Origin of the sequence: Vibrio sp. J2-3(2022), from assembly GCF_021725735.1 — a bacterium.
Classification (GTDB): domain Bacteria; phylum Pseudomonadota; class Gammaproteobacteria; order Enterobacterales; family Vibrionaceae; genus Vibrio; species Vibrio diabolicus.
Map to the genome: position 1 here is coordinate 49,339 of NZ_JAKKCK010000002.1, position 19,100 is coordinate 68,438.

The window sequence follows — 19,100 nt, forward strand, 5'->3', positions numbered from 1 at the left end:
AATGAAACAAAATTGGAGAGAAACAATGAAAGGTGATATCGGTGTAATTGGCCTAGCGGTAATGGGTCAAAACCTTATCCTAAACATGAACGATCACGGCTTCAAAGTGGTCGCTCACAACCGTACTGCTGCTAAAGTAGACGAGTTCCTGGAAGGTCCAGCGAAAGGCACGAACATCATCGGTGCATACTCTCTAGAAGAACTAGTAGAGAAGCTAGAAACACCACGTAAAGTGATGCTAATGGTTCGCGCAGGTGACGTTGTAGACAAGTTCATCGAAGCGCTAGTACCTCTGCTAGACAAAGGCGACATCATTATTGACGGTGGTAACACTAACTACCCAGATACAAACCGTCGTGTTGCTGCACTACGTGAAAAAGGTATCCACTTCATCGGTACTGGTGTATCTGGTGGTGAAGAAGGTGCGCGCTTCGGTCCATCTATCATGCCTGGCGGCGCTCCAGAAGCTTGGGAAGCGGTTAAGCCTATCTTCCAAGGTATTTCTGCGAAAACTGATGCAGGCGAGCCTTGTTGTGATTGGGTTGGTAACGATGGTGCGGGCCACTTCGTTAAGATGGTTCACAACGGCATCGAATACGGCGACATGCAGCTGATCACAGAAGCTTACCAGTTCATGAAAGACGGTCTTGGTATGTCTGCAGACGAGATGCAAGCGGTATTCGCTGAGTGGAACAACACTGAGCTAAACAGCTACCTTGTTGAAATTACGGCTGACATCCTTGGCTACAAAGATGAAGACGGTGAGCCTCTAGTTGAGAAAATCCTAGACACTGCTGGCCAAAAAGGTACAGGTAAATGGACGGGTATCAACGCTCTAGACCTAGGTATTCCTCTAACGCTAATCTCTGAGTCTGTATTCTCTCGCTGTCTATCTGCATTGAAAGATCAACGTGTTGAAGCTGAGAAACTGTTCGGTAAGACAATCACACCAGTTGAAGGTGATAAGCAAGAGTGGGTTGACGCACTACGTCAAGCGCTTCTAGCGTCTAAGATCATCTCTTACGCTCAAGGCTTTATGCTAATGCGCGAAGCATCAAACGAGAATGGCTGGGACCTAAACTACGGTAACGTTGCTCTTATGTGGCGTGGTGGTTGTATCATCCGCAGCGCGTTCCTAGGCAACATCCGTGATGCATACGAAGCGAATCCAGAACTAGCATTCCTAGGCTCTGATGATTACTTCAAAGGTATCCTACAAAACAGCCTAGTAGCATGGCGTAAAGTGGCGGCTAAGTCTCTAGAAGCAGGCATCCCAATGCCATGTACGACTTCTGCACTAACGTTCCTAGACGGTTACACAACAGCTCGTCTACCTGCGAACCTACTGCAAGCTCAACGTGACTACTTCGGTGCTCACACTTACGAGCGTATCGACCGTGAGCGTGGTGAATTCTTCCACACGAACTGGACTGGTACAGGCGGCGACACAGCGTCTACAACTTACGACGTGTAATCCGCAGTCAGTAAACGGATAAAAGCAAAAGGGTGCCCAATTGGCATCCTTTTTTGTGTCCGTAAGATATTGAGATATTGGTAGATTTGAAAGTTACATCAAACCTTGACTCGTTACGTACTTCTCAGAAATGGGAAAGCATGCTTTTGCTAGCAGTTTAATATTTCTTTTCGAAGATGAAGCCAAGCCGCTCTCTTGCATCTCCTCAACTACAAGGTCAAGGTAATAGAAATGACACAACAGAAGCCCCCATTTTACACAGCTTTCGTGTTGCTTATTTTCATATTACTGATCATTTACTCCATTTATCGCCTTTATCATCATTTCGCTTTCGAATCTCTACCGCTTCAGCTCAGTAGTGGCTTTCAAGTGGTCTACATTGATGCGTCATATGTTTTAAGTATCGCAAGCTTACTCTTGTGTCCTACATTATTGGTTTATATTTTATTTGATCGAACGACACAGTTAGTCAAAGTGCCGATTAAAGTGATAACCATAACAGTTGTCTTGTCCCTTATCGTTGCTATTCCAGTTCAAATTTTGGAATTTGGGCGATTGAAGTATATTGCAGAAAATAATGGTTACTCAGCGTGCCTACCTTTCACAATCGCGTCCAGTGGGTTGTCGATTGAAGCTATGGTGAAAGATGAGAGGCTTTGCTTGGATGCTGAGATTAATCGCATTGCGGTGTATGGCTATTTTCACGAACTCGAACGGATTGATAACTATATCAAGTCACAGGAAAATTACATTCAATAGAAAAGAGCGCCTAGGCGCTCTTTTCAGTGGTCGTTTTCTTGTTTTGATAAAACCTGTCTTTGAGGTAGAGAATTGCGCTGACCACAAGAGCTACTACAGAAACAGTAAATAGGGCATACATGCTGAGAATCCATGCGAATGTAGCCGTCAAAAACGCAATGAAGGAAAACATTCTGCTGAAAGACATCACATGGCCAAGTTTGCTACTTTTCATAAACGCCTCCCAAAGCTGAGTGGGGATAGACAAGTGTGGTCATATACCACGCTTTGATTGTCTGTTCTTTTTTGGCGTTTCACACAAAAAAGCGGCTAAAGATTTCTCAAAAAAGGTGAAATATTGAACTGGTAGACAAATCCATAAACGGATTTACAAATATATGAATGCATTTGTCTATCACTTCAAAGTTTTTGCTGTGCGGATTAAGGCCTTTTAACGCTATTATTGCAGCCTTCGAGTTTACTAGGCGTAATTTCAAGTCAATAATTCCGGGAAGCTCATCCTCATTATCAGTCACGATGAAAATCACTTTTCTTTGCTTAACAATACTTTATTGAATATGTGTGATTGCATCAGATTTGAGAATGAAACTAAGGTTGCAAGAAAGGCGAAAAAGAGTGCTAGGTAAGCCTTTGAACTACGCCTATAATTAGCGCCCACATGGAGGATGTTTAATAAATGAACATCCTCTATTTTTTGAAACCAGCAACAAGGATCCAGTAAAACGTGTTTTTCTGGTGTTGTTTACGTTGACCAAGAAGGTGATTAACACAACAAATTGAGGTTCTAAGATGACTCTTAACAAGTACTTTGTTTTCATTCCGGCAGAATTGGATCAGGAAATACACAAGGACAACCAAGTGATCTCTGAGAAGGAAACTCAACGTCAGGCATTAGTAAAACAGGCTCAACAACAAGGCGGCCTGTAAGCTAGGTTTCAAATAGAAAGAGCACCGCAAAGGTGCTCTTTTTGTATCTGAGGTTATGGATTAACCCAATATGCCGAGGCTTTTCAGCTTTCTATAAATCGTATTTCGACTGACGCCAAGCATGCGAGATGTTTTGCTGATGTTCCCCTGATTGGCTTGATATGTTTTGAGCAGTTTGTCTTCGACGGTTGCACGCAGTTCTAACGTGGGTTCGGCAGAGGTTGTTACGTCTTGAGCTTGGCTGAGTTTCTTACTCAAGTGAGTCGGTACGTGAGCGAGCTCTAACGTTTCTTCACCTTGCGCCATTAACGCGGATACTTTGATTAAACTATCGAGTTCACGCAAGTTTCCTGGCCAAGAGTAAGAAAGCAGCAGAGAAAATAGGTGAGGACAGAGTTGTTGTTCAGATTCAGCGTGACGTCGATGAATATTCTCGATCAGTTGTTGCTTATCATCTCGCTCTTCGAAGCGAGGCAATTCGATGATCAAACCATTGAGGCGATAGTATAAGTCTTGACGGAACAATCCTTCGCTAACCAAGTTCTCGAGATCTTTATGTGTGGCCGCAATGATTTGCGTATCGACTTGAACACTTTGGTTTGAACCCACAGGAAGCACGGTTTTATCTTGCAATACATGCAGCAAGCGGCTTTGAGCTTCCAAGGGTAAATCTGCGATTTCATCCAGAAACAAAATCCCCTTGTGCGCTTGGCGAATTTTTCCCTGATAGCCTTTGCTGTTTGCGCCAGTAAATGCACCAGCTACGTAGCCAAACAATTCGGACTCAACCAAATCTTTCGGTAGTGCGCCACAGTTGACGGAAACCAACGGCCCCGTTTTTCTCTGGCTGTTTTTATGTAGTGCTTTCACAAACTCATTTTTACCAACCCCAGTTTCTCCGAGAATCAGTAAGCTGATGTCTTTATCGATAACGCGATTGGCTTGTTGCCAGCAATGTTCGACAGTAGAATCGCCGTAATGCAGATCATTGGAAGCGGTAACGGAACGAGACTTCACTTTTTTGTCGGTCAACGGCTTTGTTTTGAACACGAAAGGATGGTCGGCATTTTGGATAGAAAGAATGTCGTCGAGCGATTGCCCGATGACGTTTTGTTGCGCGAGGAGCTGAGAAGCAACTTGGTTGTGCGCGAGAATCTGTCCATCTTCATTAGCGATGATAATGCCTTGCCATCCACTGTTTAGTAAGCCTTTTTCACACGCCAAATCCACACGAATATGCCCTTGTGGAATCAAGTTAAGCAATTGATTTTCAACTTGCTGAACCATGTTCTGTACCAGCACTTGCGTTGAGAAATCATGTTTCTTTTGTTCGCTGGTGATATCTAGCACGCCAATCAAATGACCAAGATGATCGAAAATAGGATTGGCCGAGCAGCTAATAAAACGATGATGTTGGATGAAGTGTTGATCGCCGATGACTGAGACCGGTTTTGCTTCAACTATCGCAGTCCCAATCGCGTTGGTGCCTTTGACCTTTTCTTGCCAGCACGCACCAGAGCTTAGCGCAATTTCGGTCAACTTCTCGCGGAACTTAGGTTGTCCCCAACTGCCGATGATGACGCCGTCGGCATCCGTCAGAATTAAGCGGCTGTCACTATGAGCAAAAAGCTGATTGAACAGCGGGAGAGCAAACTGGGTGACGGTTTCCAATAAGAAGTTGAGTTGGTGACGCCTATCTTGAAGTGTCGCTGGTGTCACTCGAATATCTTCAGGGCGTCGACGCTGTTTTAAACCCGCCTGTTCACTTCGGATCCATGAAGTTGAAAGCCAATTGTTATCGCTAATGTGTTGAAGTTCCATGACTGTACCATTTTGTCACAGTGAGGGTGTGCCATTTTGGAACACTTGAACATTGGTGTTCACACCATACATCCGCTCAAACATCGCTCACTTGGTTTGTTATCGCTTGGTAATCATAGTTTTACATTTAATTAACAACAAGTGTGGTGTAGTTGGCGTGTGACTTGCGTAATGCTCTTTGTGAACAGTGCGATACGACACTGCAATAACACATTGAACGAGAAACAAAAGGAAGAGTTATGATCTATGCACAGCCAGGTAGTGAAAATGCCATTGTTAACTTTAAATCGCATTACGATAACTTTATCGGTGGGGAATGGGTAAAACCAACGGATGGTGAGTATTTTGACAATATCTCACCAATCAACGGACAAGCGTATTGTAAAGTTGCTCGTTCTGGCGAGGCGGATATCAACTTAGCATTGGATGCGGCACACAACATCAGAACTAAATGGGCAAAAACCAGTGTGACTGAACGCTCGAACATCTTGCTGAAAATTGCTGATCGTATTGAGCAGCATTTAGAAGAGTTGGCAGTTGCCGAAACTTGGGAAAACGGCAAACCAGTTCGCGAAACCTTGGCGGCAGATTTACCTTTAGTGGTAGATCATTTCCGTTACTTTGCTGGCTGTATTCGCGCACAAGAAGGCAGTGCGGCGGAGCTGGATGAGCACACGGCAAGCTATCACTTCCCAGAGCCGATTGGCGTAGTTGGTCAAATCATCCCTTGGAACTTCCCTATGTTGATGGCGGCTTGGAAACTGGCACCGGCACTTGCGGCGGGTTGTTGCGTGGTATTGAAGCCAGCAGAACAAACGCCAACGTCGATTCTGGTTCTTATGGAAAAGATCGGTGATCTACTGCCACCGGGTGTTATTAACGTTGTGAATGGTTTTGGTTCAGAAGCAGGCCAAGCGCTTGCAACCAGCAACCGCATTGCGAAGTTAGCGTTTACCGGTTCAACACAAGTTGGCAATCACATTCTAAAATGTGCAGCAGACAACTTAATCCCATCGACAGTTGAGCTAGGTGGTAAATCTCCAAACATCTACTTCTCAGATATTTTCGACTATGAAGATGAGTATCTCGACAAGTGTATTGAAGGTACGTTACTTGGTTTCTTCAACCAAGGCGAAGTTTGTACCTGTCCATCTCGCGTGCTGGTTCATGAAGCGATTTACGATAAGTTCGTAGAGAAATTGACGGAACGTGCGCAGTTAATCAAGCAAGGTAATCCGCTCGATACCGATACTCAAGTTGGTGCTCAGGCTTCTCAAGAACAGTTTGATAAGATTTTAAGTTACCTCGAAATCGGCCGTGAAGAAGGCGCAAAAGTGGTCTTTGGTGGTGGCGTATCTGAACAGCCAGAGTCAATCAATAAGGGTTACTACATTCAGCCAACGATGTTGGAAGGCCACAATAAGATGCGTATTTTCCAAGAAGAGATCTTTGGCCCAGTGATTGCTATCACTAAGTTTAAAGATGAAGCGGAAGCATTAGAAATCGCGAACGACACCGAATATGGCTTAGGCGCAGGCGTTTGGACGCGTGATGCGAACGTCGCATATCGTATGGGCCGTAATATCGAAGCTGGTCGAATCTGGATTAACTGTTACCACGCTTACCCTGCACACGCTGCGTTCGGTGGCTATAAAAAGTCAGGTATTGGACGTGAGACACATAAGATGATGCTGGATCACTACCAAAATACGAAAAACCTATTGATTAGCTACAGTGTTGATCCACTAGGCTTCTTCTAAATGAAGTAGTTAACAAAGAAAAAGCAGTACTAACCAAAACCCCGAGCCTTCGGGGTTTTTTATTGCATGGGCTTGCGGGTGGGAGGGTGTATATACGTGAAATTTATATTTTGAACCCATCTATATTGCGTGCTCAGGAACGTTGAATTACGGTCACTTTTCGTTCAAGTAGTTTTTCGACCGCGGTGTTTTGCTTTTCAAGACTAAACTGCTGATCAAAATCCAAGACGCGATTACAAGACTCAAGACTCGCAAACTGGTTTAAACATTCGCTAAGTTCTCTTTTAGAGCTCATTCGAGCCAAACTGCTTTCTGATGAAGAGAGTAGGGTCACTTTGCGGCCATGAAACGTTCCTTGTGGCAGAGCATCACTTTGCTGTGCTTGCTTTACTTCATGAACCGGTAAGTTAGTGTATTTAGATTGGATGTCGTTGGACATAGAGACACCTAAACTCTTAAGTCTAAAGTTTGTGGCATCGGAGCTACCTCAGCAGTGGCGACATGAGCAGACAATAACGACTCCCACGACTCACTTTGCGTCAACAATTCCGCCAAAGCAGTTTCAAAATACTCATAATCCAGTCGCTTAATGTTAATGAGTCGGTTTAAACAGAGTACATGTCGATGATTATCTAAACTAAAGAATAATTGATGCTCAGGCCAGTGATAATTAAAGGCTAGGAAAGAACGATAGAGATCGGAATTAACGATTTGAAGACCAACAATCTCAGCTTCGAGCTGGAGGGTTGTCGATTCAGGATGAAAGATGATATGCACTCTTAGATTATCATCAAACGCTAAGCTTACTTCATTTTCCGTTAGATTCAGTGCAGGCAAGCCTATTTGATGAGCAAACTTTAGCAAAATCTCATCGATAGTTTGGCGTGCTGACATAGGAATAGTCCCTTTTGAAATTTTATCAAGGAAAATATTAGATGTATCTCTTCGTGTTTATCAATATTGGTCGGTTGTTATTATATTTTGGTTTTTAATTTCGGTGAGCTAAATAGAACAGCGATAACAAATGTGCTCTGATGCATATTGTGGTGCTTCTTAGATATTTAAATATCTTTGTTCTCTAATATACCCGCCTAATTGAAAGTGTATTAAGGTGCAGTCACGATGAGTTAAATTAAATCTAATGTTAAATATGTGTTGTTGAAGAATGCGATTTACTGTCCGCTTGTAGTATAAATATAAGTTGATCTTTTATATTTTTACATAAAGAATTGTGTGAAATTAAAATGAACTAAGTCTATAAAATAAGTTTATGGTGTCATAATGAACAATTCTATGTGGGCTGGTTTTGTCGGACTATTCCTACTAAGTGGGTGTAGTCAGTCTGTGCCGATTGTAAGGGAAGGTAGCTTTGACACAAAGAGTCAGGCGGCACTCTATGGTTGGGTTTCTGTCGATGGATACTTTCCACCTTCGATTACGTCTCTTGATGTGGAAATATGTAAAGTAATTGAAAATCAGTGCCTTAGGTCTGCGTCGCAGCACTACCAAGGCGTTCAATTACCCGTACAGTATTCATTTTTAATTGCACCGATTCAAGCTGGTGACGGAAACATGAAGATAATTGGAAAGCTATACTCGAATGGGGAACTTGTAGCGGAAAAAGAAAAGAACTATTTATTTTCAGTGGAGGGAAAACAGGAAAACTTGATACTCGTGCCAAAAAAATAACCAGATGAAAAGTAATCGGTTACATTTAATTAGACCTTACTAAATTATTAAAAATAAAGATTTGCTCTTTCCTGTTGTGAAGGTTTTGTTGTTTTTTACAAACATTAATCACATGGTTTAAGTCATCGGGTCAGTTGTTTTTTAGACTTATACTTGTTGCAAAAATAGCATTCTTTATGATTATATCTCGCTCCTTGAACACGTTGGCTTGGCGTTTTAGGCTATAAAACATACAATTTTAAGATTTTGGAAATTTCAGTTTGTTCGATAAACGATACCATAATCTATTTAATTTTATTCTAATGTATAACAAAAATCCTAAACTTTAATAACGAAATGATATTTAAGTTTTGGCTAATAATAAACGCTATCTGATAAAAATAATAAAGACGGACAGCAGAGTTTACTAAGATAAACTTTTACCTTTAGGTAAGGGTAATGCTTAGGATATTCGCTAATTATTCGGGGGGTATGGTAAGTGATATGAACTTCTATGCTCTTTTCTTTGCTTCTTTAATTGATATAGCAGTACTTAGAAATAACAACAATCAAAGTATTGCTTTGAAAGTTTCTCAACACTCGTACTGAGAAACTCAAAATAATGAAGGGTAGAAAATGGATGTGTCAGGCCAACTAAACACAGAAAAGGTCGGCTCGAGCTCGCGAAAAATTCGTAGTTTTTCCCGCTATGAAAAATCTGACGAAGTATTTCACTCAGACCAATCTCACATTGTTGTCGTTCACAATGGTCAGCTTCGAGTTCAAACAGGTGATTGCACAATCGATGTTGCGGCAGAAAACGGGGTGTTTCTATCCCAAGGGGATTACTTATTCGAGTACTCGCCCTTAGACGGGGCATACAAAGCGTCGATTATAACCTACGACAACGAACTCGTTAGCCAGCTATTACAAAAGCACAGTGATCTTTTGATGATGCTGCCCAAGGTAGATAAAGTTTGTTCTGGCTTGTTTACTTTTGGTTTGAACATACTCGTAGAGCAAGTGCTTTCCAGCATGCAGACGCTTGAGCAACAGGCGTATCCAGATGCGATTATGTGCCTAAAATATGAAGAGTTACTCATTCTTTTGCTGCACGGCAAAGGGGGAGAATCACTCTATGCGTTGCTTTCACAACAAACGAACCGAACATCGGAACGGTTACGTCGATTTATGGAACAACACTACCTCAAAGAGTGGAAGTTGACTGACTATGCGCAAGAGTTTGGTGCTAGCTTAACGACTTTTAAAGAGCTATTTAATGAGCACTATGGCATTTCTCCAAGAGCTTGGATCAGTGAGCGTCGATTGTTGCACGCTCATAAACTCCTGTTGACGAGCAAGATGAGCATCGTGGATGTGGCGATGGAGGCTGGGTTTTCTAGTCAGTCTTACTTTACGCAGAGTTACCGCCGTCGTTTTGGAACGACGCCAAGCCGTGTACGTTCGGGAGACGATCAAGTAGCTATCGCGAAATGAAATGACTTGGGACTAAAATTTTCTGACTAATTTTGAAAGTCACTCATCAGCGTAAATTCTATTATGCGTCATGTAACAACGAACGATTAAAAATTATTACACCTCTTTCTTTCTGGATCGTTCGAGAGGGGTGCGGAGACGAACATAAATGAAAAAGCAGCATTGGCGACGCCGTTCGCTTTTTCCAGACAGCATTGTGACACAACGGAAAGTGACTGTTTTGCAGAGAGGAGCTCGATATGAAAGTGCTTCTAGATCAACGCAGGATTTCAATGTTGTGCACGTCAATCACCGACAATTGTTGAGTGAAGGCGTCATTAATTATGAACAGTTATCTTTACTTCAGCGCTTGTTGGATAGAAGCGTCGTCGACAGCCTGTGCGCAAGCCAGTTGGTGAAAACGTATCAAAAGCTCGGTGCGTCGCTTGACCGATTCGCCATGCGTTTATTTTTGGAAATTGGGTCGCAGCTCAGTGATAGCCGCACACTCGTGACCTTTGAACAAAGACTGGAATACATCAACGCGCGTCTTGGTTTTCGCTTCAATTTAGCGGTACCAAAAACGTTGATGCTTTGTTTTCATTTATCGCTAAACGAGTGGATTAACCGTCAAGTTGATCAAAGCGCTTTGCATGCCTCCATTAAAGTGGAACAGCTTATCAATCAGCTCGATATTCAAAAGGAATATTGGTCGAAACTATCGGGAGAGGACACCAGTGCGGTGTTTGTGCAACAGCAGCTCGATTTAATTGAGCGCCAACAACACCAGTTGAAAGATCAACTCGGGACGTTGAGCGAACAACAGATGCAAGTGATTGAATGTCATCGTTCGTTAATTGAGAAGTGGCAACCGTCCCTAGACGAGCTTAAAGGGTTCGCAGAGTACACTTCTACGACTGCTCAGTTTATCTCTGAGTGGAAAAAGTGGTGTTCGGAAGTTCGACTTGAAGCTCCTGAGCTGAACGAAGTCTGGGATGCATGTGATGTGGTTTACAACGACCAAAATGCGGTTGCGAAAGTATGGCAGTGGTTCAAGAGCATGCAAATTGTTGGCGATATTGATCACTACTATTTTGACACTCAAAGCGGCCAGTGCGGCCAGGCTTGCAATCACCTCAGCCAGATTTAAATAGGGCGTTAAATGTTAGATAAGATGATGAAATCTTTAGCGGAAACGCTAAAGGTAGGGGATTTTATTGCCTCAGAAAATGGCTCTTACAACATCGAGGTTGATCAGTTGTCACTGACCATCAAACAACACGCATCATGGTTTTTATGGGAAGCGGCTTTACCCTTCCAGTTTAAAGAGCATCTAGATTATCAACAAGAACAAGCGTTACAACGTTGCATGCAGCTCTCATTAAAAACAATCCGTGAAGATGGCTGCGTACTAACAGCGAATGATGATCAGCAGCTGATTTTACAAAGCAAAGTGAGGATCGAGGACTGTTCGATTGAGCTGTTCTCTTCTTTGCTTTCTAAGCACGTTAATCTATGTGAGCGTTATATGGCATTATTGGAGCAAGAGCGCGTGAACCACACGATTAATCATAATGTGTGGTTGCCATGATGCGAAAAGTCTTTCCGAACATCAGACGTGCTGCCACAAAGATACTGTTGTGTGCTGTGAGCTTTGCTCCGTTGGGATTCGCACAAGAAACAGACTTACACTGGCCCGAACAACCATTCCGATACTATGCAGATAACGACTCATTAAAAGAGTTGTTGAATAACTTTGGCGCAAACTATCGCGTTTCGGTTTCTGTGAGTGACAAAGTTAATGATCGAGTGAGTGGACGTTTTACTCCTGATGATCCGGCTGAGTTCCTCGACTACTTATCGCAAGTCTATAACTTGATGTGGTATTTCGATGGTGCCGTCTTGCATGTCTATAAGGCGACAGAAACGCGCTCACGTTTACTCCAATTAGAATTATTGACCGCCAGAGAGCTACGAAGCACGTTAATTTCCACTGGAGTGTGGGATTCGCGCTATGGGTGGAGGGCCGCTGAGAGTAAAGGGTTGGTTTATCTTGCAGGTCCTCCACGTTATGTCGACTTAGTTGTACAAACGGCCGAAGCATTAGAAACGCGCCTGCTGCAGAAATCGAATTCAACCGACGAGTTATTCGTTGAAATAATTCCTTTGAAGTACGCTTCTGCAACGGATAGAGAAATTGCATATCGAGATCAGACCATTACGGTTCCGGGTATCGCATCGGTTTTAAAGCGTGTCGTGTCTGGTGTTCAAACTCAAGTCACGAGCGCGTCGAACAAAGAAGTTACCAGTTCAGATAAGCCTGTAAAAAGCAATAAAACCGCCTCAGTTCATGGCGGAGCAACGGTTGAAGCAGAGCCGGGCCTTAATGCGATTATTGTTCGTGATACTCAAGCGCGATTACCGCTCTATCGCAAACTGGTCGCTCAATTGGACCAACCGCAATCAAGAATTGAAGTTGCATTATCGATTGTCGACATCAGTGCCAACGATTTAAGTCAGTTAGGCGTGGATTGGCGAGCGGGAGTGTCTGTCGGAAATAATCGAATTGTTGATATCAAAACAACAGGGGATGTGAGTTCGGGTGATGTGACTCTCGGCAGCGGACAAAATTTTAAGTCTTTGCTTGATTCAACCAATCTGAATTACCTATTGGCTCAAATCCGATTATTGGAATCTCAAGGCAGTGCTCAAGTGGTTTCAAGACCAACACTGCTAACCCAAGAAAATGTCGAAGCGGTACTGAACAACAGCAGCACGTTTTACGTCAAGCTGGTTGGTAAAGAGACTGCAGCACTGGAAGAGGTCACGTATGGCACGTTACTGAGAATTGTCCCGCGTATCGTTGGTGACAGGTTTGCTGCACGACCAGAAATCAATCTGAGCCTTCATCTCGAAGACGGGGCAAAGATTACCGATGGTGGTGTCGACGACCTTCCTTCCGTTCGTAAAACTGAAATCAGTACCTTGGCGACGGTGAAGCAAGGACAGAGCTTGCTCATCGGTGGTGTTTATCGAGATGAAGTGAGTCATCAGTTACGTAAAGTACCACTGTTGGGAGACATCCCATATTTAGGTGCGTTGTTTAGAAGTAATACCAACACTAAACGCCGCACGGTGCGCATGTTTATTCTAGAACCGCGAATCGTTGTGGATGGTATTGGCGATAGTGTGTTGATTGGTAATGAGTACGATCTGCGACCAAGCATTGGCAAGCTCAACAACATTTCCAACAACAGTGCTGAATTTAAATCGGTCGTCGAAGTGTATAGCTGCACATCAAAGACTCAAGCAGAGCGCTATCAGCAAGACTTATTGTCACAGCAACAGTCGTCTCAATTGACGCAGTGCCAATTGCCGACAGGGCAAAAGGGTTGGCGTGTAAAAGTATTGGAATGCGATGACTCACAAAGTGAGTGTGTGCTTCCATCAGAGGAGCCTTAACCGCGATGCAGCAATGGAAAATTCGTATTTTATCAGGCGTGCATTCCGGAGTTGAAGTCACCTTACCTGAGGGCGCTCTTGTGCTTGGCAGTGACGACTTTATCGCAGATCTCGTGCTGTCTGATGCTGGGGTCGAAGCTAACCATTTCACGTTGGTTTGCCAGCAAGACTCGGTCATTTTACGAGGCTGCAAAGAGGCAAATATTAACGGTGAAAACATCTCTGTTGAAGATGATGGGATCGAGTTGTCACGCCATGCCGTTGTCTCTGTAGGCGTTGTGAAGTTCGCTCTGGGGTACGCAGAAGATGCGTTAATCGTGAGTAACGTCAGCGACGAATCTAGCGAACAGGATACACCTGTTGTTGCTGTACAACGCTCTAGCTGGAAAAAAACAACGCTCATCGCCTTGCTTTGTAGTTTTGTCCCGAGTGTCATTTTTGCTGGTATGTGGTACAGCCAAGCTAACGGAAACAACAACGAGACTGTCACAGAAGCAGAACCCATTGTTTTGGTGCGCAACATCTTAGGCGAGCTCAAACTTAGCGACGTTCGTGTGGAATGGAATGCCGCCGCACGCCAAGCGGTTTTGGAAGGCTATGTTGAAGATCGAACTCAGAAACTCGATCTGCTTGGTCGAATTGATGTATTAGGTATCAATTACAAAAGTGACTTAAGAACGATGGAAGAAATCCGTCGCGGGGTTCGATTTATTTTACGAAACCTCGGCTATCACCAGGTGAAAGTCGAAAATGGGGATGAGACGGGCACACTGTTACTGACGGGTTATATCGATGATGCAAGCCGCTGGAACCAAGTTGAGCAAATTTTAGAGCGAGACGTACCGGGCCTCGTAGCGTGGAAGGTCGAACTGCAAAGAGCGGGTGCCTACATGGATACGCTAAAGGCCTTATTGACGGATGCGGAGCTACTGAAAAAAGTCCAGTTGGTTACCAGCGGTGATCGCATCGAAGTACGCGGGGAACTTGATGATATCGAAACGACTCGATTTTACGGTGTGACTCGAGACTTCCGAGAACAATATGGTGAAAAACCGTATTTAGTTTTGAAATCCATACCTAAGGTGAGTAAAGGCACCAACATCGATTTCCCGTTTCGTAGCGTTAACTTTGGTCAGGTTCCATATGTGATTCTGACTGATAACGTTCGTTACATGGTTGGTGCAAGAACGCCTCAAGGCTACCGCATATCCAGTGTTACGCCTGCTGGCATTGAGCTGGTCAAAGGCGGGCGGGTGATAACAATAGAACTCGGATACGAGGGCGAGACGAACAATGACAAATCTTGAACAAATTTTAAATAACGACAAAAACGGTGCGGAAGTGCACAAGATTAAGAGCAAGCTCTTAGAAGCACAAGCGGTGGTGAAACGTCAGTTGGATTTAGGGTGCTCACCACAGCAGTACCAATTGCTACTCAAACAGTATGAAGCTTACACCGCCGCACATGCAGTCGTTGAATCATACGAAGCGAACTAAAAATACGAGGAAGTCTTATGTCATTTTACGATGCTAGTAACAGTGTAAACCTTGATGATGTTAAAACTAAGTTAGAAAAACAAGCGAAAGATGCCAACACAGAAGTGACGACTGCCATCAAGAACCTAGAAACAAACGCCGATGACCCATCTAAGCTGGCTGAACTTCAGCACGCGATCAACAAATGGTCTGTTGTTTACAACATCAATGCGACCACCACTCGTGCGATTAAAGATGTGATGCAGTCGATTCTCCAGAAGGTATAAAGCATGGAACGAGAAATGCGCCAATTGCTGGCTGAAATCGCGCTGATGGCAACCGGTATGCATCGTCATCAAGAAGCTAACACGATTGCGGACGGCCTTGAAGCAAGCTCCGGTTCTGAAGAGACCGTGGTGATGATTCGTGCAATGAGCCTTATGAATAAAGGCTTTTACGAAGAGGCTCATCAATTGCTCGAACCACTTTGCAACGCCTATCCAGATCTGATCAGTTTAGCAGCCCTTGCTTCCGCCAAAGCTGGTTTATTGAGCAAAGCGGAAAGTTGGGTAGAACTCGCATCACAGGGAAGCGAAGAAAGCCAAGCATTTGCTGCAAGCTTTTCTCAGGACATTAGGAACCTTGGATGATCGTTGATTCAAGTAATCTAACTCTTCAGCCTCAACCTCTGCGCCAATCGGAGTCGCGCCATTATGAGCGGAGCGATGAAGATAAGATGAGTGTGCTCATGGAGCATAATGCCAAACAAGCGGAAGCTTCACACGCCTCTCCAAAAGAGACGTTAGAGAAAACAGAAGCGAAACTGGCGGACATCAAAGCGTGGTATGAATCACTAAAAGACGCAGACGTTGTCAGTAAACAAAGCGTCTTATCGTCGTTGAATGAAGCGTTCTCCGATCCTCAAGTTAAACGAGAGGCAATGTGGTACGCCTTTTATGAGGCGAAGAGCGCAAAGGGCACCGAACACCCGCAAGCCGATTTATTAAAGGTGTTGAAGCAGGAGTTGCTAGGGGATTTTTCGGGCCAGCTTATTGCCGAACCTCCTGCTGATAAAGCAGCACTTAAAGAAATGTTGGCGCAGCATTTTCCACTTGGTGCCCAGAAAGAACAAGCCTTGTGGCACTGCTGGGCTGAGTTGAAGTCGTTACCTGATATGGCATCAACACTGGACATGGTTCGTGATGAGCTTAGCTTCATGATTCAAAAAAATGCGATGGTGAAAAACATCGTGACTCATAGTCACAAGTTAGATTTGTCTTAGGAGTACATATGATAAACACGCAGTACACCGAGGTGATGCAAACCAACATTGATAAGTTGCAGGATGCACAAGTCGAGGACGGTTTAAGTGAACGTTTCGAACAAGCCATGTCGGTTCCCGAGGCGAATAATGGCTTGGAGGGCGGTTTGCTCGAAAACATCAGCGAGTTAAAAAATACTATCGATAACGCGAAAAGTAACCTGCAAGACAACATGAAGATGGTGGGTGATGATCCGGCCCAATTACTGCAAATGCAGTGGGCACTGACGCGCATTACTTTTCAAGAAGAGCTGATCGCAAAAACCGTGGGTAAAACCACACAAAACGTAGAAACCTTATTGAAGGCACAATAGTGATGATGAATAAAATGAGAGCGGCTTTCATCATGCTCACGTTGTTTCTGGTGGGTTGTCAGACCGAGCTGTACACCAACGTAACTCAGAAAGAGGGGAATGAGATGTTGTCGATCTTATTATCCGAAGGTGTCGTTGCAACAAAAGAACCTGACAAAGACAACACCGTCAAGTTAATGGTAGACAGTTCTCAAATCGCCTTCGCTGTAGACGCGCTGAAGCGAAAAGGGTATCCAAGAGAGCAGTTTTCTACATTGAAAGAGGTGTTTCCCAAAGACGATTTGATCTCGTCGCCATTAGCAGAACGAGCACGTTTGGTGTACGCGAAATCTCAAGAACTTTCTTCAACCTTATCTCAAATTGATGGCGTGCTGGTGGCACGTGTTCATGTTGTTTTGGAAGATCAAGATCTACGTCCAGGAGAGCGTCCAACGCCTGCATCTGCCTCTGTGTTTATTAAACATGCGGCGGATATTGCGCTTGACTCGTATGTTCCGCAGATCAAATTATTGGTGAACAACAGTATTGAGGGGTTGAATTACGATCGAATCAGCGTAGTGATGGTACCCTCATCAGAGGTACGAGTTGCTACTCAAAACAATCAATTTAAAAGCATTTTGTCGGTTCAGGTCACCAAAGAGACGGCGAATAATTTTGTCGCCATCCTGGTGTTCTTGGTAGCTGCGCTTATCGGTTCAAATATCGCTACTTTTACTTGGTGCCGCAGGAACACAAAGCGTGGTTAAACCAGAAACACCACTCGCGCAGGTACAACATCAATTTAACTACGCGCCTTGCCAATACATCCATAAAAGTTGGATAGAACAGAAACAGCCTTGGTTATTAAATATTGAAGGTTGGAGAGATAACCCCATGTTTAACCAATGGTGCATAAATGAGTGGGCGTTATCTCCAGTTCCAGAGACGGCTTTTAACAAACCTTGCCATAGCTTGGCGTTGCTCCCAGCGGATGCGTTGAATCAACTCGTATTGATGGTGGGCGGAGCTTTACATTGTGTGGCAATGCGAGGCGTTGTTTTAAAACATCCGAAACAGGTTCTGAACAACGTCTTTGGATTGGAAGGCGCTCGGTTCTTGATTCAAAACGGGCCGATGTTGTTATCCAGTTGGCCGCAAGGTTGGCAACATCCGTTGCCAGAATCATTGGATGAGCGGTCTGTTGAAGCAAAAATACAAGCGCTTGGGTACTCCTGGATAAGGTTTGTTTTAGTTAACTCGCCAGAAGACATTGTTCTGCGTTGGCAATTCAAACTAGAACAGCAGCTCAGCGAGAGTACGGAAATGGCTAGCTGGTTGGCAAAAGATCAGCGAGATTTGGCGTATCGACTCACAAAAAAAATCGCAAAACAGGTTATTCCCCAATGGTTTCATTTGTTGAAATAAAAACAGACAACTTGCAGCTGGCACCTGGCTTAAAGGTGCTGAAAGCGAAAGATTATGCCAGTTATCTTGATTCGCAACACTTAGTTGAAGCCGCGAACTCCAAAGCTGAAAGCATAATTGCTAATGCCCAACAAGCCTACGAAACTGAAAAACAACGTGGTTATCAAGATGGCCTTGCACAAGCTAAGATTGAAAATGCGCAAACGATGGTTGAAACCTTAGCACGTTGTAATGACTACTATCAGCAAGTCGAAGAAAAAATGACAGGTGTGGTGTTAGAAGCGGTGCGTAAGATCATCGATACCTTCGATGATGTCGATACCACGGTGAGTGTCGTGCGAGAAGCGTTGCAACTGGTGAGCAACCAAAAGCAGGTCATTTTACATGTCCATCCAGAGCAGGTTGTTGATGTGAGGGAGAAGGTGGCTGGTGTATTGAGTGATTACCCTGAAGTCGGTTACGTTGACGTGGTAGCAGACGCTCGCTTGAAAAATGGAGGCTGCATTCTGGAAACTGAAGTCGGGATCATCGACGCCAGTATTGATGGACAGCTGCATGCATTAAAGCAAGCGATGGTGAAGCAACTCAGCGAGCGTAAAATTACGATTCATGAATAAATCTTAAAAAACTCAGTACTTGCTGAGTTTTTTCATTTTAATGCCTTTAAACAAAAAAAATCCGACCATTTCTAAAATATTCACTGCCATAAATCCTTAAGAATACACCTAAGAAAGCTGCTTAGGTGATAAGTGTTGCAACCAAGCAGCGCCTCTAAAACAACAAAAATAGGATTATTTAGTCGAATGGCTAATGGATTTATAACTTCTTTACTGACAGATTTTGCCAGCCGCTGCCAACTGGAGTCGCTGGTTTTTGATGAGGATGATTGTTGTCATCTACTCATTGACCAAAACACAGCAATCACAATTCGCGCACAAGAAGATCGCCTGACACTTATTGGGCTGATTTCAGGCGATAAGCCGAGTGATGATGCTTTGCATCAACATATGAAAGATGCCTTAACGCAAGGCTCTCCAGCGGTATTCTGGGAGGCAGAAACGGGATACATCGGTTTCATACACCTGCACCAGCAACTGTTAACTGCTTCTTTTCTTGATGAATCATTAGCGAATTTCATCGAATGGCTAAAAAGTGCGAACACGCAAAAAGTAACCAATAAAACAACCGAAGTCCCGGTAACGAGTACTACTCATTTTTCCACATTAAGGGTTTAAAAC

At 43.9% G+C, this 19,100-nt stretch carries 23 protein-coding genes; 19 read left to right on the plus strand and 4 right to left on the minus strand.

Annotation, left to right across the window (positions count from 1 at the left end; translation table 11 throughout):
* The first annotated feature begins 25 nt into the window (after positions 1 to 25).
* Entirely contained in the window at positions 26 to 1,474 is a 1,449-nt protein-coding gene (gnd, locus tag L3V27_RS08390; protein ID WP_114322279.1) for a decarboxylating NADP(+)-dependent phosphogluconate dehydrogenase, read from the plus strand.
* A gap of 231 nt (positions 1,475 to 1,705) precedes the next feature.
* Complete coding sequence (locus tag L3V27_RS08395; protein ID WP_237311612.1) at positions 1,706 to 2,233, plus strand: hypothetical protein; 528 nt, start codon at positions 1,706 to 1,708, stop codon at positions 2,231 to 2,233.
* A gap of 10 nt (positions 2,234 to 2,243) precedes the next feature.
* Here the strand turns inward: L3V27_RS08395 and L3V27_RS08400 are convergent, their stop codons facing one another.
* Positions 2,244 to 2,447, minus strand: a complete 204-nt coding sequence (locus L3V27_RS08400) for a hypothetical protein (protein ID WP_005397371.1) — start codon at positions 2,445 to 2,447, stop codon at positions 2,244 to 2,246.
* Positions 2,448 to 3,022: 575 nt separating this feature from the next.
* Here L3V27_RS08400 and L3V27_RS08405 point away from each other — a divergent pair.
* On the plus strand, positions 3,023 to 3,160 hold the full coding sequence (locus L3V27_RS08405) for a hypothetical protein (RefSeq protein ID WP_005464410.1): 138 nt from the start codon (positions 3,023 to 3,025) through the stop codon (positions 3,158 to 3,160).
* A 60-nt stretch (positions 3,161 to 3,220) separates the two neighbouring features.
* Here L3V27_RS08405 and L3V27_RS08410 read toward each other — a convergent pair whose 3' ends face one another.
* Positions 3,221 to 4,981, minus strand: coding sequence for a sigma-54-dependent Fis family transcriptional regulator (locus L3V27_RS08410; protein WP_237311613.1), 1,761 nt, complete (start codon positions 4,979 to 4,981; stop codon positions 3,221 to 3,223).
* Positions 4,982 to 5,220: 239 nt separating this feature from the next.
* On the opposite strand from L3V27_RS08410, the gene L3V27_RS08415 reads away from it, so the two are divergent.
* Positions 5,221 to 6,741, plus strand: a complete 1,521-nt coding sequence (locus L3V27_RS08415; protein WP_226421737.1) for an aldehyde dehydrogenase family protein — start codon at positions 5,221 to 5,223, stop codon at positions 6,739 to 6,741.
* A 133-nt stretch (positions 6,742 to 6,874) separates the two neighbouring features.
* Here L3V27_RS08415 and exsE2 read toward each other — a convergent pair whose 3' ends face one another.
* Positions 6,875 to 7,180 carry a T3SS regulon translocated regulator ExsE2 gene (gene exsE2 / locus L3V27_RS08420; protein WP_005397379.1) on the minus strand — a complete coding sequence of 102 codons (306 nt, stop codon included), beginning with the start codon at positions 7,178 to 7,180 and terminating at the stop codon, positions 6,875 to 6,877.
* Positions 7,181 to 7,188: 8 nt separating this feature from the next.
* The gene (gene exsC / locus L3V27_RS08425; RefSeq protein ID WP_237311614.1) at positions 7,189 to 7,635 is read right to left on the minus strand and encodes a type III secretion system regulatory chaperone ExsC; all 447 of its coding nucleotides are present in this window, start codon (positions 7,633 to 7,635) and stop codon (positions 7,189 to 7,191) included.
* A 387-nt stretch (positions 7,636 to 8,022) separates the two neighbouring features.
* On the opposite strand from exsC, the gene L3V27_RS08430 reads away from it, so the two are divergent.
* The 15 genes from L3V27_RS08430 (at position 8,023) to L3V27_RS08500 (ending at position 19,097) form a co-directional block, all read left to right on the plus strand.
* Positions 8,023 to 8,430 (plus strand): YscW family type III secretion system pilotin, encoded by a 408-nt coding sequence (locus tag L3V27_RS08430; protein ID WP_237311615.1) that lies wholly within the window; start codon positions 8,023 to 8,025, stop codon positions 8,428 to 8,430.
* A gap of 615 nt (positions 8,431 to 9,045) precedes the next feature.
* Entirely contained in the window at positions 9,046 to 9,906 is an 861-nt protein-coding gene (locus L3V27_RS08435) for an AraC family transcriptional regulator (protein WP_006741517.1), read from the plus strand.
* A 148-nt stretch (positions 9,907 to 10,054) separates the two neighbouring features.
* Positions 10,055 to 11,035 (plus strand): T3SS regulon anti-activator ExsD domain-containing protein, encoded by a 981-nt coding sequence (locus L3V27_RS08440; protein ID WP_006741518.1) that lies wholly within the window; start codon positions 10,055 to 10,057, stop codon positions 11,033 to 11,035.
* A 12-nt stretch (positions 11,036 to 11,047) separates the two neighbouring features.
* Positions 11,048 to 11,476 carry a YscB family type III secretion system chaperone gene (locus L3V27_RS08445; protein WP_074191269.1) on the plus strand — a complete coding sequence of 143 codons (429 nt, stop codon included), beginning with the start codon at positions 11,048 to 11,050 and terminating at the stop codon, positions 11,474 to 11,476.
* Positions 11,464 to 13,347 carry a type III secretion system outer membrane ring subunit SctC gene (gene sctC / locus L3V27_RS08450; RefSeq protein ID WP_237311616.1) on the plus strand — a complete coding sequence of 628 codons (1,884 nt, stop codon included), beginning with the start codon at positions 11,464 to 11,466 and terminating at the stop codon, positions 13,345 to 13,347. The genes L3V27_RS08445 and sctC overlap by 13 nt, the downstream gene beginning before the upstream one ends.
* Before the next feature lie 5 nt (positions 13,348 to 13,352).
* Positions 13,353 to 14,654, plus strand: coding sequence for a type III secretion system inner membrane ring subunit SctD (sctD, locus tag L3V27_RS08455; protein ID WP_012841765.1), 1,302 nt, complete (start codon positions 13,353 to 13,355; stop codon positions 14,652 to 14,654).
* Complete coding sequence (locus tag L3V27_RS08460; RefSeq protein WP_012841766.1) at positions 14,641 to 14,844, plus strand: EscE/YscE/SsaE family type III secretion system needle protein co-chaperone; 204 nt, start codon at positions 14,641 to 14,643, stop codon at positions 14,842 to 14,844. The genes sctD and L3V27_RS08460 overlap by 14 nt, the downstream gene beginning before the upstream one ends.
* Positions 14,845 to 14,861: 17 nt before the next feature.
* On the plus strand, positions 14,862 to 15,110 hold the full coding sequence (gene sctF / locus L3V27_RS08465) for a type III secretion system needle filament subunit SctF (protein ID WP_047009831.1): 249 nt from the start codon (positions 14,862 to 14,864) through the stop codon (positions 15,108 to 15,110).
* A 3-nt stretch (positions 15,111 to 15,113) separates the two neighbouring features.
* A complete protein-coding gene (locus tag L3V27_RS08470; RefSeq protein WP_237311618.1) occupies positions 15,114 to 15,473 on the plus strand; it encodes a YscG family type III secretion system chaperone in 360 nt (119 codons plus the stop codon).
* On the plus strand, positions 15,470 to 16,105 hold the full coding sequence (locus L3V27_RS08475; protein WP_237311619.1) for a YopR family T3SS polymerization control protein: 636 nt from the start codon (positions 15,470 to 15,472) through the stop codon (positions 16,103 to 16,105). Before L3V27_RS08470 ends, L3V27_RS08475 begins: the two co-directional genes overlap by 4 nt.
* 8 nt (positions 16,106 to 16,113) lie before the next feature.
* Complete coding sequence (vscI, locus tag L3V27_RS08480; RefSeq protein WP_005377202.1) at positions 16,114 to 16,458, plus strand: SctI family type III secretion system inner rod subunit VscI; 345 nt, start codon at positions 16,114 to 16,116, stop codon at positions 16,456 to 16,458.
* Complete coding sequence (gene sctJ / locus L3V27_RS08485) at positions 16,458 to 17,204, plus strand: type III secretion inner membrane ring lipoprotein SctJ (protein WP_118781028.1); 747 nt, start codon at positions 16,458 to 16,460, stop codon at positions 17,202 to 17,204. The genes vscI and sctJ overlap by 1 nt, the downstream gene beginning before the upstream one ends.
* The gene (gene vscK / locus L3V27_RS08490) at positions 17,197 to 17,862 is read left to right on the plus strand and encodes a SctK family type III secretion system sorting platform protein VscK (RefSeq protein ID WP_109170223.1); all 666 of its coding nucleotides are present in this window, start codon (positions 17,197 to 17,199) and stop codon (positions 17,860 to 17,862) included. The genes sctJ and vscK overlap by 8 nt, the downstream gene beginning before the upstream one ends.
* Positions 17,841 to 18,479, plus strand: a complete 639-nt coding sequence (locus L3V27_RS08495) for an HrpE/YscL family type III secretion apparatus protein (RefSeq protein WP_006741524.1) — start codon at positions 17,841 to 17,843, stop codon at positions 18,477 to 18,479. The genes vscK and L3V27_RS08495 overlap by 22 nt, the downstream gene beginning before the upstream one ends.
* Before the next feature lie 132 nt (positions 18,480 to 18,611).
* On the plus strand, positions 18,612 to 19,097 hold the full coding sequence (locus L3V27_RS08500) for a CesT family type III secretion system chaperone (protein WP_226421728.1): 486 nt from the start codon (positions 18,612 to 18,614) through the stop codon (positions 19,095 to 19,097).
* Positions 19,098 to 19,100: the final 3 nt, after the last annotated feature.

Excerpts from the sequence above, each read along its gene's own strand:
- exsC (WP_237311614.1), bottom strand. The coding sequence starts at position 7,635 with ATGTCAGCACGCCAAACTATCGATGAGATTTTGCTAAAGTTTGCTCAT.
- L3V27_RS08475 (WP_237311619.1), top strand. The coding sequence starts at position 15,470 with ATGATCGTTGATTCAAGTAATCTAACTCTTCAGCCTCAACCTCTGCGC.
- L3V27_RS08495 (WP_006741524.1), top strand. The coding sequence starts at position 17,841 with ATGGTTTCATTTGTTGAAATAAAAACAGACAACTTGCAGCTGGCACCT.
- sctD (WP_012841765.1), top strand. The coding sequence starts at position 13,353 with ATGCAGCAATGGAAAATTCGTATTTTATCAGGCGTGCATTCCGGAGTT.
- L3V27_RS08460 (WP_012841766.1), top strand. The coding sequence starts at position 14,641 with ATGACAAATCTTGAACAAATTTTAAATAACGACAAAAACGGTGCGGAA.
- L3V27_RS08400 (WP_005397371.1), bottom strand. The coding sequence starts at position 2,447 with ATGAAAAGTAGCAAACTTGGCCATGTGATGTCTTTCAGCAGAATGTTT.
- L3V27_RS08470 (WP_237311618.1), top strand. The coding sequence starts at position 15,114 with ATGGAACGAGAAATGCGCCAATTGCTGGCTGAAATCGCGCTGATGGCA.
- L3V27_RS08415 (WP_226421737.1), top strand. The coding sequence starts at position 5,221 with ATGATCTATGCACAGCCAGGTAGTGAAAATGCCATTGTTAACTTTAAA.
- sctF (WP_047009831.1), top strand. The coding sequence starts at position 14,862 with ATGTCATTTTACGATGCTAGTAACAGTGTAAACCTTGATGATGTTAAA.
- L3V27_RS08435 (WP_006741517.1), top strand. The coding sequence starts at position 9,046 with ATGGATGTGTCAGGCCAACTAAACACAGAAAAGGTCGGCTCGAGCTCG.
- L3V27_RS08430 (WP_237311615.1), top strand. The coding sequence starts at position 8,023 with ATGAACAATTCTATGTGGGCTGGTTTTGTCGGACTATTCCTACTAAGT.
- exsE2 (WP_005397379.1), bottom strand. The coding sequence starts at position 7,180 with ATGTCCAACGACATCCAATCTAAATACACTAACTTACCGGTTCATGAA.
- L3V27_RS08395 (WP_237311612.1), top strand. The coding sequence starts at position 1,706 with ATGACACAACAGAAGCCCCCATTTTACACAGCTTTCGTGTTGCTTATT.
- vscI (WP_005377202.1), top strand. The coding sequence starts at position 16,114 with ATGATAAACACGCAGTACACCGAGGTGATGCAAACCAACATTGATAAG.
- L3V27_RS08405 (WP_005464410.1), top strand. The coding sequence starts at position 3,023 with ATGACTCTTAACAAGTACTTTGTTTTCATTCCGGCAGAATTGGATCAG.
- gnd (WP_114322279.1), top strand. The coding sequence starts at position 26 with ATGAAAGGTGATATCGGTGTAATTGGCCTAGCGGTAATGGGTCAAAAC.
- L3V27_RS08410 (WP_237311613.1), bottom strand. The coding sequence starts at position 4,981 with ATGGAACTTCAACACATTAGCGATAACAATTGGCTTTCAACTTCATGG.
- L3V27_RS08445 (WP_074191269.1), top strand. The coding sequence starts at position 11,048 with ATGTTAGATAAGATGATGAAATCTTTAGCGGAAACGCTAAAGGTAGGG.
- L3V27_RS08440 (WP_006741518.1), top strand. The coding sequence starts at position 10,055 with ATGAAAAAGCAGCATTGGCGACGCCGTTCGCTTTTTCCAGACAGCATT.